Source organism: Caballeronia sp. GAWG2-1, from assembly GCF_023631405.1.
GTDB lineage: Bacteria > Pseudomonadota > Gammaproteobacteria > Burkholderiales > Burkholderiaceae > Caballeronia.
The window spans coordinates 110,832-127,437 of record NZ_JALQDD010000003.1 but is presented as its reverse complement, the minus strand read 5'-3'; the positions used below and the strand labels follow the sequence as shown (position 1 = coordinate 127,437).

The 16,606-nt window shown below is 62.8% G+C and carries 12 protein-coding genes; 3 read left to right on the top strand and 9 right to left on the bottom strand.

Features of this window, described 5'->3' with window-relative positions:
- Positions 1 to 167 precede the first annotated feature (167 nt).
- Positions 168 to 1,316: a galactonate dehydratase gene (gene dgoD, locus NCR98_RS02145; protein WP_244827048.1), complete on the top strand. Its 1,149-nt coding sequence runs from the start codon at positions 168 to 170 to the stop codon at positions 1,314 to 1,316.
- Positions 1,317 to 1,355: 39 nt separating this feature from the next.
- Here dgoD and pabB read toward each other — a convergent pair whose 3' ends face one another.
- The 8 genes from pabB to hrcA form a co-directional block, all read right to left on the bottom strand.
- Entirely contained in the window at positions 1,356 to 3,155 is a 1,800-nt protein-coding gene (gene pabB, locus NCR98_RS02140; protein WP_250525397.1) for an aminodeoxychorismate synthase component I, read from the bottom strand.
- A gap of 37 nt (positions 3,156 to 3,192) precedes the next feature.
- Positions 3,193 to 4,329 (bottom strand): molecular chaperone DnaJ, encoded by a 1,137-nt coding sequence (dnaJ, locus tag NCR98_RS02135; protein ID WP_244827046.1) that lies wholly within the window; start codon positions 4,327 to 4,329, stop codon positions 3,193 to 3,195.
- Positions 4,330 to 4,600: 271 nt separating this feature from the next.
- Positions 4,601 to 6,565: a molecular chaperone DnaK gene (dnaK, locus tag NCR98_RS02130; protein ID WP_250463099.1), complete on the bottom strand. Its 1,965-nt coding sequence runs from the start codon at positions 6,563 to 6,565 to the stop codon at positions 4,601 to 4,603.
- A 166-nt stretch (positions 6,566 to 6,731) separates the two neighbouring features.
- Complete coding sequence (locus NCR98_RS02125) at positions 6,732 to 7,136, bottom strand: thioredoxin family protein (protein WP_250491803.1); 405 nt, start codon at positions 7,134 to 7,136, stop codon at positions 6,732 to 6,734.
- A gap of 17 nt (positions 7,137 to 7,153) precedes the next feature.
- On the bottom strand, positions 7,154 to 7,744 hold the full coding sequence (gene grpE / locus NCR98_RS02120) for a nucleotide exchange factor GrpE (RefSeq protein ID WP_244827044.1): 591 nt from the start codon (positions 7,742 to 7,744) through the stop codon (positions 7,154 to 7,156).
- Between the two features lie 576 nt (positions 7,745 to 8,320).
- Complete coding sequence (locus NCR98_RS02115; protein ID WP_244827043.1) at positions 8,321 to 8,728, bottom strand: RNA-binding S4 domain-containing protein; 408 nt, start codon at positions 8,726 to 8,728, stop codon at positions 8,321 to 8,323.
- A 14-nt stretch (positions 8,729 to 8,742) separates the two neighbouring features.
- Positions 8,743 to 9,810 (bottom strand): ferrochelatase, encoded by a 1,068-nt coding sequence (gene hemH, locus NCR98_RS02110; protein ID WP_244827042.1) that lies wholly within the window; start codon positions 9,808 to 9,810, stop codon positions 8,743 to 8,745.
- A 128-nt stretch (positions 9,811 to 9,938) separates the two neighbouring features.
- A complete protein-coding gene (hrcA, locus tag NCR98_RS02105) occupies positions 9,939 to 10,955 on the bottom strand; it encodes a heat-inducible transcriptional repressor HrcA (RefSeq protein ID WP_244827041.1) in 1,017 nt (338 codons plus the stop codon).
- A gap of 189 nt (positions 10,956 to 11,144) precedes the next feature.
- On the opposite strand from hrcA, the gene NCR98_RS02100 reads away from it, so the two are divergent.
- Positions 11,145 to 12,038, top strand: coding sequence for an NAD kinase (locus NCR98_RS02100; protein WP_244827040.1), 894 nt, complete (start codon positions 11,145 to 11,147; stop codon positions 12,036 to 12,038).
- A 29-nt stretch (positions 12,039 to 12,067) separates the two neighbouring features.
- On the top strand, positions 12,068 to 13,720 hold the full coding sequence (recN, locus tag NCR98_RS02095) for a DNA repair protein RecN (RefSeq protein WP_250525396.1): 1,653 nt from the start codon (positions 12,068 to 12,070) through the stop codon (positions 13,718 to 13,720).
- A 47-nt stretch (positions 13,721 to 13,767) separates the two neighbouring features.
- Here the strand turns inward: recN and glnE are convergent, their stop codons facing one another.
- Positions 13,768 to 16,569: a bifunctional [glutamate--ammonia ligase]-adenylyl-L-tyrosine phosphorylase/[glutamate--ammonia-ligase] adenylyltransferase gene (gene glnE, locus NCR98_RS02090; protein ID WP_250525395.1), complete on the bottom strand. Its 2,802-nt coding sequence runs from the start codon at positions 16,567 to 16,569 to the stop codon at positions 13,768 to 13,770.
- Positions 16,570 to 16,606 lie beyond the last annotated feature (37 nt).

Sequence of the window (16,606 nt, the reverse complement as noted above, 5' to 3'; positions counted from 1 at the left end):
CGCCAATGCGCCAATGCGCCAATGCGCCAATGCGCCAATGCGCCAATCCGCCAATCCGCCAATCCGCCAATGCGCCAATGCGCCAATGCGCCAATGCGCCAATAGTACTATTAATACTACTTCAAGCCGCGTTTTGCTAAGATAGCGAACCCGTTTAGGAGACGTCCATGAAAATCACGAAACTGGAAACCTTCATCGTTCCACCGCGCTGGTGCTTCCTCAAGATCGAAACCGACGAGGGCATCACCGGCTGGGGCGAACCCGTTGTCGAAGGACGCGCGCATACCGTCGCCGCCGCCGTCGATGAACTCGCCGACTATCTCATCGGCAAAGACCCGCGACATATCGAAGACTTGTGGCAAGTGATGTATCGCTCGGGCTTCTATCGCGGCGGGCCTATCGGCATGAGCGCGATTGCAGGCGTCGATCAGGCGCTGTGGGACATTCTCGGCAAGCATCATGGCGTGCCGGTTCACGCGCTGCTCGGCGGACAAGTGCGCGACAAGATCAAGGTGTACTCGTGGATCGGCGGCGACCGTCCGAGCGATGTCGCGAACAACGCGCGCGCGGTCGTCGAACGCGGGTTCAAGGCCGTGAAGATGAACGGCTCGGAAGAGCTGCAGATGATCGATACCTTCGACAAGGTGCAAGGCGTCATCGACAACGTGCGCGCCGTGCGTGAAGCGGTGGGACCGAATGTGGGCATCGGCGTCGATTTTCATGGCCGCGTGCACAAGCCGATGGCGAAGGTGCTCGCGCGTGAACTCGATCCGTTCAAGCTGATGTTTATCGAAGAACCCGTGCTGTCGGAAAACGTCGAGGCGCTGCGCGATATCGTCAGTCAGACGAGCACGCCCATCGCGCTCGGCGAAAGGCTCTATTCGCGCTGGGACTTCAAGCACATCCTCGCGGGCGGTTATGTGGACATCATTCAGCCGGATGCGTCGCATGCCGGCGGATTGACCGAGTGCCGCAAGATTGCCTCGATGGCCGAAGCGTACGACGTCGCGCTCGCGCTGCATTGTCCGCTCGGGCCGATTGCGCTTGCCACGTGTCTACAGATCGACGCCGTGAGCTACAACGCGTTCATTCAGGAACAGAGCCTCGGCATTCACTACAACAAGGGCAATGACCTGCTCGACTACATCAAGAATCCCGAAGTGTTCGCTTATGCGGACGGGATGGTCGCGATTCCTCAAGGACCGGGGCTGGGAATCGAGGTCAATGAAGAGAAGGTGCGCGAAATGGCGAAGATCGGTCACCGGTGGCGCAATCCGGTCTGGCGGCATGCGGATGGAAGCGTAGCCGAGTGGTGATTTCCTGACGCGCTGACGGCTCGTCGAGATCGCGAGCCGTCACCGTCTCAGACGCGCCTTCACCCCGCCGCGCAACGCATTGCTGATGAGCAACTCATCAGCGCCCTCGAGGTCTTCGGTCGTCATTACGCGCTCGGCGGCTTCAAGTTCTTCGATCAACACCGCGCGCATCACGCCCGGCAGCACGCCCGCCTCGATGGGCGGCGTCCACCACTTTCCGTCGATGCGCGCAAACACGCTCGACCGCCCGCCTTCCGTAATCTCGCCGCGTTCGTTGCAAAAGAGCATGTCGAACGCGCCCTCCGCTTCCGCCGCTTTCCACGCGCGATCGTAGTCGGCACGATGCGTCGTCTTGTGACGCAACAGCGCGTCGCCGGAGTATCGCGGCGCAAACCCGCGATCCGAAGCGAGCAACACATCCACGCTATCCGACGCCAACGGAGCAAGCCGCGCGCTCGTCAATGCAAAGCGTCCGCTCTTGTCGAGCGCGATGCGCAACCGATACGGCGCGCCCGCGTCGAAGCCCGCACGATGTTGCGCGAGTTGCGCGTCCAGCTTGCGCTCATCGAACGGAAAACGAAGCCACGCGGCGCTCGCCTTCAAACGCGAAAGATGACGCGCGGCGTGGCGCACGCCGTCATCGCGCGTGGCGTACGTCGTCTCGAACAACTCGAAGCCAGGGTCCGCGCCCGTCAGAAAGCGCGCCTTCAACAGACACTCTTCGTACTCGCTCGCGGCATCGCTATCGAGCACGATTCCCGCGCCGATACCGATCACGCCGCGCGTGCCGTCGGCATCCACGACGAGCGTGCGGATCGCGACCGACAGACAAAAGTCGCCGCGCGTATCGAGCCAGCCGATCGCGCCGGTATAAAGACCGCGCGGCGTGCTCTCGATCTCGTCGATGAGCTGCATCGTGCGGTATTTCGGCGCGCCCGTGATCGAGCCGCAGGGAAACAGCGCGCGGACGATATCGGCGAACGAAGCGCCCGGTTTCACACGCGCCTCGATGGTCGACGTCATCTGCCACACCGACGCATAAGCCTCGACCGAGAACAACGCCGGCACATGCACCGAGCCCGTCGCCGCCACGCGCGACATGTCGTTGCGCAACAGGTCGACGATCATCACGTTCTCCGCGCGATTCTTCGGGTCGTCGTGGAGCGCGGCGGGATCGGAGTCGCGTGGCGCGGTGCCTTTCATCGGCCGCGCGCGCAAAAGCGCTCCTTGCTTCTCGACGAACAACTCCGGCGAACACGAGACGACCACGCGGCCGTCCGGCATGGAGATGAACGCGCCAAAGCGCACCGGCTGACGCTCGCGCAAACGCCGATACAACGCGAGCGGCGTGCCGAATACATCGAAATTCAACCGGAACGTGAAGTTGATCTGATACGACTCGCCTTCGCGCAGCGCGTGATGAACGGCGGCGATGGCGGTATCGAATTCGTCGCGCGTGATGCTCGGCTCGATGCCCGCCACGCCCGCCACCGAGGGCGTCTCACAACCGCCATCTCGCGATGCAAGCCACGCGCTGGCTTCGTCGCGAGACATGGGCGCGCACTCGCGGAACATGAGCACTCGCAACGCACGATCCTCGCCGCGCCCGATACCGCCGAACTGGAGATTGCGCCCGAACTCGTAATCCGCGACGACGAGCGCATGCAGGCCGCTCTGGAAATCGGCATCGATGGCCGCGCATACGGCGTCGAGCGTGCGCCCGTCTTCGCAGACATGGGCGCGCACGAATCCCGTGTACAAACGACTCGACCGCCTTTCGGCGGTCGCTTCGCAGTCGTCGAGCAGCGCGAACACCGCGCCGCGCTCTTCAGTCTTCATGGCAACACTCGCTGCCGGTCGTGCCACGTCTTACACATCAATCGAAGAAGCTTTTCACGCGGTCGAACCAGCTCTTGCTTTGCGGGCTGTGGCGCGCGCCGCCTTCCGTCAGCGACTTCTCGAACTGCTTGAGCAGATCGCGCTGCTGATCGGTGAGTTTCACGGGCGTTTCGACCTGTACATGCACATACAAGTCGCCCGCGATGCTCGAACGCAAACCCTTGATCCCCTTGCCGCGCAACCGGAACGTCTTGCCCGACTGCGTGCCTTCCGGCACCGTGAAGCTCGCGCGGCCCGCCAGCGTCGGCACTTCGATCTCGCCGCCCAGCGCCGCCGTGGTGAACGGAATGGGCATCTGGCAATGCAGGTCGTCGCCGTCACGCTCGAACACCGAGTGCTGCTTGATGTGGATCTCCACATACAAGTCGCCGCTCGGACCGCCATTGAGACCCGGCTCGCCGTTGCCCGCGGAGCGGATACGCATGCCGTCGTCGATGCCCGCCGGAATCTTCACTTCCAGCGTCTTCGTTTCCTTCACCTTGCCCGCGCCGTGGCAGTTCGTGCACGGGTCCGGAACATAGGTGCCGCTGCCGTGACACTTCGGGCACGTCTGCTGGATGCTGAAAAAACCCTGCGACATGCGCACCTGGCCCTGACCATGACAAGTCGGGCAAGTCTCGGGCTTCGTGCCGGGCTTCGCGCCCGAGCCGTGACAAACATTGCAGTTGGCCCAGCTCGGCACGCGAATCTGCGTGTCGTAGCCGTGCGCCGCCTGCTCCAGCGTGATCTCCATGCTGTAGCGCAGATCCGCACCGCGATACACCTGCGGACCCGCGCGGCCGCCACGCGCCGCGCCGCCTGCGGCTTGCCCGAAGATGTCGCCGAAGATGTCGCCGAAGGCATCGGCAAAACCGCCGAAGCCCTGCGCGCCCGCGCCGCCCATGTTCGGATCGACGCCAGCGTGGCCGTATTGATCGTAGGCCGCGCGCTTCTGCTGGTCGGAGAGCATTTCGTAGGCTTCCTTCGCCTCCTTGAAATTCTCTTCGGCCTTCTTGTTGTCCGGGTTGCGGTCAGGGTGATACTTCATCGCGAGCTTGCGATACGCCTTCTTGATCTCTTCGTCGCTCGCGTTTTTCGCGACGCCCAGAATGTCGTAGTAATCCCGTTTCGCCATGTCGGTTCGATTCCGCCGCGCTTCTAACCCGACGGTTCCTCTGAGATGCTCCGGGCCATTCGACCCGCGCTTGAAACCTCTGACGCCTCGCCCCAAAACTCGGCTCGAAGCAAGACGCCTCTAAAAACAACGTGCCCGGAGAGCCGTCAGGCTCGCCAGGCGCGTTCCACGTCAGACGCTAGACGCGTCCCGATGCCGGTCTTCGCGTGACGCATACGCGCCGCGAAACGACCAAGGGCGCATGAATGTCGCCACTCACGCGCCCTCCGGCTTAGTCCTTCTTCACTTCCTTGAAGTCGGCGTCGACCACGTCATCGTGCTGCTGGCTCGCACCCGCTTCCGCCGATGCACCCGCGCCCGCCGCACCGGCCGCACCTGCCGCCGCGCCCGCCGCGCCTTGCTGCGCCTGCATGTCGGCGTACATCTTTTCGCCGAGCTTCTGCGATGCCGCCGCCAGTGCTTCGACCTTCGCTTCGATGGTCGCCTTGTCGCTCGCGTTGTCCTTCAGCGCGTCTTCGAGTTCCTTCAACGCAGCTTCGATCTTTTCCTTCTCGCCGGCTTCGACCTTGTCGCCGTACTCGGCAACCGCCTTCTTCGTGCTGTGGACCAGCGCGTCGCCCTGGTTGCGGGCATCGGCCAGTTCACGCAGCTTGTGATCTTCCTCGGCGTTGGCTTCGGCGTCCTTCACCATCTTGTCGATTTCCGCGTCCGTCAGACCCGAGTTCGCCTTGATGGTGATCTTGTTTTCCTTGCCCGTTGCCTTGTCCTTCGCGCCGACGTGCAGAATGCCGTTCGCGTCGATGTCGAAAGTCACTTCGATCTGCGGCACGCCACGCGGCGAAGGCGGAATGCCTTCGAGGTTGAACTCGCCAAGCAGCTTGTTGCCCGCGGCCATCTCGCGCTCACCCTGGAACACCTTGATGGTCACGGCGCCCTGGTTGTCGTCCGCCGTCGAATACACTTGCGCGTGCTTCGTCGGGATGGTCGTGTTCTTGTTGATCATCTTCGTCATCACGCCGCCGAGCGTCTCGATGCCGAGCGACAAAGGCGTCACGTCGAGCAGGAGCACGTCCTTGCGGTCGCCCGACAGAACCTGACCTTGAATCGCGGCGCCAACGGCCACGGCTTCGTCCGGGTTCACGTCACGGCGCGGTTCCTTGCCGAAGAATTCCTTCACCTTCTCCTGCACCTTCGGCATACGCGTCATGCCGCCGACGAGGATCACGTCGTCGATATCGCCGACCTTCACGCCCGCATCCTTGATAGCGGTGCGGCACGGTTCGATCGTGCGCTCGATCAGCTCTTCGACGAGCGCTTCGAGCTTGGCGCGGGTGAACTTGAGGTTCAAGTGCTTCGGACCCGACGCGTCAGCCGTGATGTACGGCAGGTTGATGTCGGTCTGAGCCGTCGACGACAGTTCGATCTTCGCCTTTTCCGCCGCTTCCTTCAGGCGTTGCAGCGCGAGCACGTCTTTCGACAGATCGACGCCTTGTTCCTTCTTGAACTCGCCGATGATGTAATCGATGATGCGCTGGTCGAAGTCTTCACCGCCGAGGAACGTGTCGCCGTTGGTCGAGAGCACTTCGAACTGCATTTCGCCGTCCACGTCCGCGATTTCGATGATCGAGATGTCGAACGTGCCGCCGCCCAAGTCGAACACGGCGATCTTGCGGTCGCCCTTTTCGGCCTTGTCGAGACCGAAGGCGAGCGCGGCTGCCGTCGGTTCGTTGATGATGCGCTTCACTTCCAGACCGGCGATGCGGCCTGCGTCCTTCGTTGCCTGACGCTGGCTGTCGTTGAAGTACGCCGGGACCGTGATGACGGCTTCCGTGACCGGCTCGCCGAGGTAGTCCTCAGCGGTCTTCTTCATCTTGCGCAGCACTTCAGCGGAAATCTGCGACGGCGCGAGGCTCTTGCCGTGCGCTTCGACCCATGCGTCGCCGTTGTCGTGCTTGACGATCTTGTAGGGCATCAGGCTGATGTCCTTCTGCACTTCCTTCTCGTCGAAGCGGCGGCCGATCAGGCGCTTCACTGCGTAAAGCGTGTTGCGCGGATTCGTAACCGACTGACGCTTGGCAGGTGCGCCAACCAGGATTTCGTTGTCGTCGACATACGCGATGATCGACGGCGTGGTGCGCGCGCCTTCCGAGTTCTCGATGACCTTGACCTGATTGCCTTCCATCAGCGCCACGCACGAGTTCGTGGTGCCGAGGTCGATACCAATGATTTTGCCCATTTTTTATACTCTCCTTGCTTTGATCGCTTTAGCGCTGCGGCCGGAAAACGCCGGCTTGTGCGGCCGATTTACCGGGCCGAACGCCCAAATATTCATACCTGTACGCAAGATAAGAACGCGGACTTCGTTTTCAAGACCCTGAAAGCGATGCGGTCTATATCTTTTTTCATTCGGAAGCCTTGCCGCGGATCTTTTCCCGCGCCGCCGCGACCGCCGCTTCGAATTGCGCGAGACCATGCCAGCCGGTGGCGCGCCCGAGACGCTTGCCGCGATGAAAGAAAAACCACGTCGGCACGCCATGCAGCAAAAAGCGCCGTCCCAGTTCCCGATGCTCGTAGACATTGCTGTGAAACCACTTCAGTCCGAGCGCGCGAATTTCATCGGGCTTCGCGAGCATCGCTTTTTTGGCGATTTCGCAGTTGAAGCAGTCGACGCCCCAGAAGAACACGACGGCCAGATCATCGCCCGCCGAAGCCAGCCCGGCGTCGAAACCGGGGGCGTCCAGCTCCTGCATGGCGAAGACCGAAAACGCGGTGGCATCGACGGGAACGCGATTCTCCGAGGCGGCCATGGCGTTCTCGCGGCGCGTTACTTCGGTGCGGCGACGGTGACGAGAGCCGGACGCAGCACGCGATCCGAAATCACGTAGCCCTTTTGCAGCACGGACACGACGGTATTCGCTTCCTGCTCGGCCGGCACCATGGAAATAGCCTGGTGACGATGCGGGTCAAACTTCTCGCCCACCGGATTCAGCGCGGTGACGCGCCCCTTTTCCAGCGCGGCGGTCAGTTGACGCAGCGTGAGTTCGACGCCTTCCCGCACCTTGACGAGATCGGACGATTGATCGGCAAGCGCGGCTTCGAGACTGTCGAGTACCGGCAGCAGATGTTCGGCAAAGCTTTCGATGGCGAACTTGTGCGCCTTCTGCACATCGTCCTGACCGCGGCGACGCACGTTTTCCGTTTCCGCCTTGGCGCGCAGGAACTCTTCCTGGAGCGCGGCGATCTTCGCCTGCGCTTCGGCCAGCGCGGCTTCGTTCGCGTCCGGCGCGACTTGCGGCGCATCGGCGCCCGTCGGCGCTCCGGTTGCGCCGGCTTGGGTCGGGTCGGCGGCCTGGCGCGCGGTTTCGTCTGCGGGCGTGGGGTTCTGGCTCGCTGGATTCTCTTGCGTGTTTTCCATGTCGCTGAATGTATTGCTGTGAGTGAAATGGATGCGATCGGCCGGGAGTCCTCTTACCGCCGAGAACCAGGCCAGGCTTTTTCGCACTAGCGGCGGAATTTGGGGCATCCGAGGGATTTTCAAGGCTCCAGAAGCGATTTTTCGGACGAAATTTAGCTTTTTTCGCGTGCGCTTCAAACATCGGACAACGGCGGGCCACGCATGTCGGCTGCGTGACGCGTTAAGTGCAAATTCGCCACATTTGACTGCGGGAAACACTTCGTAATGGGCGTTTCGTCGCAGTACGCAAAAATCAGATTGAGGCGATTGCGTTGTTCGCCTACACTTCGAACATGCGTCGCAGGAACACGTTAACCCTAATCCTACGAATGCAGTAACCGCTCAAGCCCTTGCCCGTTTCCTTCCGGTTTTCGCAACCGGTTATCCCGCTCACCGGGGGTACCATGAAACTGACCTTTGCTATCGCGGTGGTCGCTCTGGTACTGGTTGCGGGAACGACCACCATATGTATGTCCGGCGCTGTCACCGCCCGTAACACCGAGTACGGCGGCGTTCATGCGACCATCGAAAACTACTTCAATCCGAACCTGCCAGTTTGTCGATAATGCGCCGGTCGCGCTTCGTCGGCCTGCCCTGAATTCCGGCAGCCGGCTCGCGAAACGTCTTGCGCCGCTCGGCTTCGGCTAACCGCTTCACTCGGCCCTCTTCCGTTTCCGCGTAAAGCGTCTGGGCCACGCTTGCCGGTCCGCGCACGTCGCACACGCCCTTTACTTCCACTTGCCAGACGATCCGCTCGATATCGATCTCGACGAGATCGCCGACGCGCACGTCCTTCGACGGCTTCACGTTCGCCCCGCCGATCTTCACGCGGCCTTTTTCCACCGCGTCGCTCGCGAGCGAACGCGTCTTGAAGAAGCGCGCTGCCCAAAGCCATTTGTCGATGCGCAGACGCGCGCCCGGTTCCGTCGAAATCGTGTAGTTCATGAATAACCGTTCGTTCAGGCGGCAACCGTCAATGGCTGCACGGCCTGCACCGGCCAGCCTTGCAGATTCTGCGCCGCGATTTCTCCCAGCGCCTTGATCCACGCCGGCGATGCATTCAGGCAAGGAATGCGGTGAAACTGCTTGCCGCCTGCGTGCAGAAATTCGTCGCGCACCTCGATGCCGATTTCCTCGATCGTCTCAAGACAATCCGCCGTGAAGCCCGGACAAAAAACGTCCACGCGCGCAACACCCGCCGCGCCGAGTTCCGCGAGCGTCGGCGCGGTGTATGGCTGCAGCCATTCCGCGCGGCCGAAGCGCGACTGGAACGTGACGCGGCATTCCACCGGCGTGAGCCCCAACGCGGAGGCGAGCAGCGAGCCCGTCAACTGACACTGGTCGTGATACGGATCGCCGAGATCCATGGTTCGCTTGGGGACGCCGTGAAAACTCAGCACGAGCTTGTCGCCGGCGGCAAAATCCGGCACGCCGTGATGACGCCAGTAATCGCGCACCTGCTCTGCAAGCGCGGAGATATACGCCGGATGATCCGCGTAATGACGAATGGTGCGAATCTCGGGCTGATTGCGCACGCGCTTGAGCGCGGTAAAGGCGTCGTCGAAAGCGGTCGCGGTGGTCGAAGACGAGTACTGCGGATACATCGGCACCAGGAGAATGCGCTCGGCGCCTTCGAGCTTGAGCTGATTGAGCATGACGCCGATGCCCGGCGTGCCGTAGCGCATCGCGTAGTCGACGAGCACGTGATAGTCGTTTGCCGCAAAGAGGCGCCGCAAGCCCTCGACCTGCTTCTCCGTATAGACACGCAAGGGCGAGCCTTCCGCCATCCAGACCTGCGCATATTTCTTTGCCGACGCGCGCCCGCGAAACGGCAGGATGATCAACCGCAGAATGATCTGCCAGAGCAAGGAGGGAATCTCGACCACGCGCGGATCGGAGAGGAACTGCGCCAGATACTTGCGCACGGCACGCGGCGTGGGCGCGTCCGGCGTGCCGAGATTGATCAGCAGCACCGCGACACGATGCGAAGCGCTAGGCTGCGAAGGCAACTCGAGATCGAAACGCATAGGGCAAGGCGGCCGGAAGTGGTCGAAAGGTGAAACCCATTATAGCGGCGCGTTTCACGCCGCATCATTGGCCGAACGGCCTAGTGGCGGCGCGGCGCGCGGGCCGGCATGATGGGCTGAAGGAAAAGCTATTGAGAACTGAGCGACATGGACAACAGGCGTGCGGTGATATCGACGATGGGAATCACGCGGTTGTAGGCCATGCGCGTGGGTCCGATCACGCCGAGCGTGCCGACGATCTTGCCGTTGACTTCATACGGCGCGGTCACGACGCTCATTTCCTCGATCGGCACCAGATTAGATTCCCCGCCGATGAAAATCTGCACGCCCTGCGCGTGACTCGAAACATCCAGCAATTGCAGGAGGCTCGTCTTTTGGTCGAACAAATCGAACAGCTTGCGCAGCCGCGCCATGTCGGACGAAAGGTCCGCCACTTCGAGCAGATTGCGCTCGCCGGAAATCAGCACGGTCTCGCCCGGATCGGTTTCGGCGGTGCTCGCGACCACGGCCGCCTGCATGAGCGCGGTCATGTCGCCGCGCAATTCGTCGATTTCCTGACGCAGCCGCAGACGCACTTCGTCGAAGGACAGGCCCGCGAAATGCGCGTTGATGTAGTTGGAGGCTTCCGTGAGCTGCGACGGCGAATAGTCGCGCTGCGTCGCCATCATGCGGTTCTGCACGTCGCCTTCGGGCGTCACGATGATAAGCAGAATGCGCTTGTCCGACAGCCGCATGAATTCGATCTGCTTGAACATGTGACTGCGGCGCGGCGTGAGGATCACGCCCGCGAACGACGAGAGACTCGACAGCACGCTCGCCGCCGCCGCGACGATCTTCTGCGGCTCCTCGCCTTGCAGGCGCGTCTTGACGGCGGTGGTCATGGCTTCGTCTTGCGGCGCTTCCACGGTGAGCATGGTGTCGACGAAGAGCCGATAGCCGCGCGGCGTGGGAATGCGTCCCGCCGACGTGTGCGGGCTGACGACGAGACCGAGGTCTTCCAGGTCCGACATCACGTTGCGAATGGTCGCGGGACTCAGCTCCAGGCCGGAATGCCGTGATAACGTGCGCGAACCGACCGGCTGACCTTCGGCGATGTAGCGCTCGATCAGCGTTTTGAGGAGGGTTTGTGCACGTGGGTCTAGCATGGGGAAATTTTAGCCTAACGTGTCGTGGCGCGGCGAACGTACCCGCCGCGATGAATCGCTTGTCGAGCGATTCAATGTCCGCTCCATTCTAGCGATAAACAACGGGCGTGCCCCGGCGTGATCGGGTGGCGTCGCAGCCACCCTTCGCGCACGGTTCTTTTCGCCTTCCACCTATGGTGTAATGCCGGCATGGAAATTGGCCAATTCAAGACTGTCGCGCTCATCGGGCGCACCAATACGCCCGGCATCGAGACGCCGCTGCGCCTGCTCGCGGAGCTGATCTCGAAGCAGGGTTTCGAGGTCGTGTTCGAGGCCGGCACCGCGAAGGATGTCGGCGTGACCGATTACCCGGCGCTCTCGGTCGCCGAAATCGGCGCGCGCGCGGACGTGGCGGTCGTGCTGGGCGGCGACGGCACCATGCTCGGCGTGGGCCGCCAACTTGCGCCGTACAAGACGCCGCTCATCGGCGTGAATCACGGGCGGCTCGGCTTCATCACGGACATCCCGCTCACCGAGATGCGCGAGATCGTGCCGCAGATGCTCGCCGGACAGTTCGAGCGCGAGGAACGCAGCCTGCTCGAAGCGCGTATCGTGCGCAACGACAAGCCCATCTATCACGCGCTCGCCTTCAACGATGTCGTGGTCAATCGCAGCGGCTTTTCAGGCATGGCGGAACTGCGCGTGTCGGTGGATGGCCACTTCATGTACAACCAGCGCTCGGATGGTCTGATCGTCGCGACGCCCACCGGCTCGACCGCCTACGCGCTTTCGTCGGCGGGGCCGATTCTTCATCCGCAGTTGCAGGGCTTCGTGCTCGTGCCGATCGCGCCGCATTCGCTCTCGAACCGTCCGATCGTGCTGCCCGACGACTCCAAGGTGACCATTCAGTTCATCGGCGGGCGCGATGTCAACGTGAACTTCGACATGCAGTCGTTCACGGCCGTCGAGCTGAACGACGCCATCGAAGTGCGGCGCTCACGGCACACGGTGCCGGTGCTGCATCCGGTCGGCTACAGCACGTACGCCACGCTGCGCAAAAAGCTGCACTGGAACGAGCATCCCTCGCAAGACTCCGCCCTCTGAAGCGCTCACCACGCCCTTTCCAAGCGTCCATGCTCCGTCATCTCTCCATTCGGGACTTCGTCATCGTTGCCGCGCTGGATATCGAGTTCGACTCCGGCTTCACGGTTTTTTCGGGTGAAACCGGCGCAGGCAAATCCATCTTGATCGACGCCCTTGCGCTCACGCTCGGCGCCCGCGCCGACGCGAGCGTCGTGCGCACGAGCGAAGCGCGCGCCGACATCACCGCTGAATTCACCACGCACGCGCAAGTGGCGCGCTGGCTGGACGAGCACGCGCTCTCGCAAGACAGCGACACCGTCATGCTGCGCCGCGTGATCGATTCCGGCGGCCGCTCGCGCGCGTTCATCAACGGCACGCCGGCCACGCTCACGCAACTGCGCGAAGTGGGCGAAATGCTCGTCGACATCCACGGCCAGCACGCGCATCAATTGCTGATGCGCCCCGACGCGCAACGCGAACTGTTCGACACGCACGCCGGTCTCGTCGACACAGCGAGCACCGTGAATCGCGCGTGGCGTGCGTATCGCGAGGCCCAGCAGGCCGTAGAAGCCGCGCAAAGCCGCGACCGCGAACTGCAACTGGAACGCGAGCGTCTCGCATGGCAGTTGAGCGAGTTCGATAAGCTCGCGCCGCAGCCGGGCGAATGGGAGGAAGTGAGCGCGGAGCATCATCGGCTCTCGCACTCGGCAAGTCTCATCGACGGCGTGCAAAGCGCGCTGTCCGCATTGTCCGAATCCGACGAAGCCATGATTTCCCAACTCGCAGCCATCATCACGAAGCTGCGCGATCTGGCCGATATCGATCCCGCGTTGAGCGACGTGCTCGCCTCGCTCGAACCCGCCGAGATTCAGTTGCAGGAAGCGTCGTACTCACTTTCGCACTACGCGCAGCGCCTCGAACTCGATCCTGACCGGCTCGCGCAGGTCGAGCGTCGCATGGATCAGCTTCACTCGACGGCGCGCAAGTTCCGCCTTCAGCCCGAAGCGCTGCCCGAGGAACATGAAGCGCGCCGCAGCCAGCTAGCGGAACTCGATGCCGCCGCGGACCTCGACGCGCTCAACGCCGTCGCCGAGAAAGCGAAGGACGCTTATCTCGCGGATGCAAAAGCGCTGTCGAAGGCGCGCGCGAAAGCGGCCAAGACTTTGTCGAAGGCAGTCACCGAAGGCATGCAGGAATTGTCGATGGCGGGCGGCAGCTTCGAAGTCGCGCTCGTGCCGCTCGCGGAAGGCGGCGCAAACGGGCTGGAACAGATCGAGTTTCGCGTAGCGGGCCACGCTGGCGTCGCGTTACGGCCGCTCGCGAAGGTCGCATCGGGCGGCGAACTCGCGCGCATCAGCCTCGCGCTCGCCGTGATCGCGAGCACCGCGAGCCCGACGCCCACGCTGATCTTCGACGAAGTGGATACGGGCATTGGCGGCGGCGTGGCGGAAGTGGTCGGACGGCTCTTGCATCAACTCGGACGCGACCGGCAAGTGCTGTGCGTCACGCACTTGCCGCAAGTCGCGGCGCGCGGCGATCAGCATTTCCAGGTGGCGAAAACTTCCGACGATGCCGGCGGCACGGTCAGCACGGTGACGCCGCTTGACAAGTCGAAACGCATCGAAGAAGTGGCGCGGATGCTTGGAGGAATCGAAATCACGGCGACGACACGCAAGCATGCAAAGGAGATGCTCGCGGCTTGAGGCGCGGGCGAACGAGGCGGCGCAAAAACGCTGCGCCGCCTTCCACCTTACTCGGCAATCGAAAACACGCGTCTCCACAACGCCGTCACCGCTTCCCTTTCGCCCTTTACCGCATCCGGCGCGACGCGCGCCTTCTCCATTCCATCGAGCCGCAGCGTGTGCTGCAGCTTGCGGTAGTGCCGGTACACCGCGCCAATCGTTTCCGCTTCGTCCGCGCTGATCAACCCGCTCTGCGCCGCGATCTTGAGCAAGGTGATATTGCCCGCATTGCGCACGAACTCGCGATGCTCGCGCGAGTGCAGCAACACCCAGTACTGCACGATGAACTCGATATCCACCATCCCGCCGCGATCGTGCTTCAGATCGAACAATTCGCTGCGATTGGGATGCCCCGCCGCCACACGCTCGCGCATCGCGACGATCTCGCGGGCAAGCAATGCCGCATCGCGCTCCATCACCAGCACGTCCGCGCGAATGGCTTCGAATTGCGCGCCGATCTCGGCGTCGGCGGCGCTGTAGCGAGCGCGCGAAAGCGCCTGATGCTCCCAGACCCACGCGGTATTCGCGGCATCGCCTTCACGAATCTGATAGCGGCGAAACGACTCCAGACTCGTCACCAGCAAACCCGATTCGCCGTTCGGCCGTAGACGCAAGTCCACATCGAACAGCGTGCCCGCGCCGGTCGCCGCCGTGAGCCACGTGATGAGACGGCGCGCGAACATCGCGTAAATGTCGGCGGCGCTGTCGTTCGAATCGTCGGGATCGTCGTAGAGAAAGATCAGATCGAGATCGGACGCATAACCCAGTTCCTTGCCGCCGAGCTTTCCATACGCGATGACGGAGAAGCGCGGCGTATCGCGATGCCGCTTCGGAAACTGCCGCCAAACCGTCTGCACGGTTACGTCGAGCACGGCATCGGCGAGTTCGGACAGACGGTCGCTCACATGTTCCACCGACAGATGTCCCGCCAGATCGATCAGCAGGATGCGGAACACTTCGGCCTGATGCGCGTGACGCAGCAAGTCCATCTGATGCTCCGCGTCCTCCGCTGCCGCAAGCCGGGCGAGCAGCGAACGCTTGAACCCGTCCCAGTCGAAGGGGCTGGCAATGGCTTCGTCATCGAGCAATTCGTCCAGCAATTGCGGATGGCGAATGAGATAACCCGCCGCCCAGCGCGAGCCGGACAACACGGACAGCACGCGTTCGAGCGCCGCCGGATATTCAGTCAGAAGCGCGAGATACGCGCCGCGTTTGCCGATGGCTTCGAGCAAGTCGAAAAGCCGCGCGATCACATCGCCGCGACGCGCGGCATCGATCGACTGCACGACTTCGAGCGCGCGCTGCGCGACCACGTCGAAGCGCTCGCGGCTGTGCTCGTTCAGGCTCGCGTAACGCGTGGAGTTCCACACGCCCGTTAGACGCGCGAGCACCGGCGCCGGGTCCGCGAAGCCGAGTTCGGACAGACGGCCGGCGAGTTCTTCCTGCGCGGAATCGTCGGCGAGCGCGCTGCTCCAGATCCACGATGCAGCCGAATCGTCCGACACGCCGCAGCCGTTTTCACCGCCGATCTTGTCGGCGAAGATGGCATCGAACTGTTGTTCGACGAATTCGCGATGTGCATCGAGCTTGTCCATCAACGCGGCGTAGTTCGCAAATCCGAGCGATGACGCGAGCAACGCGCGCTCGTCGTCGGCAACCGGCATGGCATGCGTCTGCGCGTCGTTGCGATACTGCAGCCGATGCTCCACCGTGCGCAGAAACAGATACGCGTCGGTGAGCGAGTCGCACACGTTCTGCGCGATCAGCCCGTGCGCGGCGGCGCGTTCGAGCACCTTGAGCGTCGGACGAATGCGAAAATCCGCCGCCTGTCCGCCGCGAATCAACTGGAAAACCTGCGCGCTGAACTCGATCTCGCGGATACCGCCGCGTCCGAGCTTGATGTCGTCGGCCTTGTCGGGGCGCATGGACGCGCGCCGCCGCGCTTCCTGCCGAATCTGCAGATGCAGCGAGCGAATCGCGGCGATCACGCCGTAGTCGAGGTATCGCCGATAGATGAACGGCGTCGCAATGGCTTCGAGTTGTTTGACGAGACGGCGCGCGGCATCGCTCTTCGTCTCCGAGACGACGCGCCCCTTGATCCACGCGTAGCGTTCCCATTCCCGCCCTTGCACATAGAAATACTCTTCGAGCATGCCGAGACTGCACACGAGCGGACCCGAATCGCCGTTGGGACGCAACCGCATGTCGACGCGAAACACGTAGCCGTCTTGCGTCATCTCCGCGAGCGCGCCGATCACGCGCCGCCCGAGCCGTGTGAAGAATTCCTGCACCGAGAGCGGCGAGCGCTTGCCGCCGGCGGTTTCGCCATCGTCTTCATAAACGAAGATCAGATCGATATCCGACGACGCGTTCAGTTCGCGCCCGCCAAGCTTGCCCATGCCGACGACGCCGAGCGTAAGCCGTTCGCCTTCGGGTGAGCGCGGCTCGCCGAAGAGCGCTTCGAGGTCGGCCGCGAGTACCGCGATGGCGCGCTGGATCGTTACTTCCGCGAGATCCGTCATTGCGCCGGTGACTTCGGCGACATCCGCCGTGCCCGCTAGATCGCGCTCCATCGCCGTGCAGAAAACCTCCATGCGCAAGCGGCGCAACGCCGTCTTGAGCGCGGCTTCATCGAGCGTGCCGGTCTCGACGCACGGCACGCAATGAGCATCGAGGCGCGCTTCGATCCATTGCCGCGTGATCGGCGTCCTTGCCCATTGGGCGACATCGGAGGCTAGTTCCGGACGCGCCGAATAAGCGCGCGACGCGTAGTTGGAATAGCTGGAACTGAGGAGTGTCGCGTCGGTCATGAAAGGGTAGGCTCGCTCGTTGCTTGGTACAGATGCT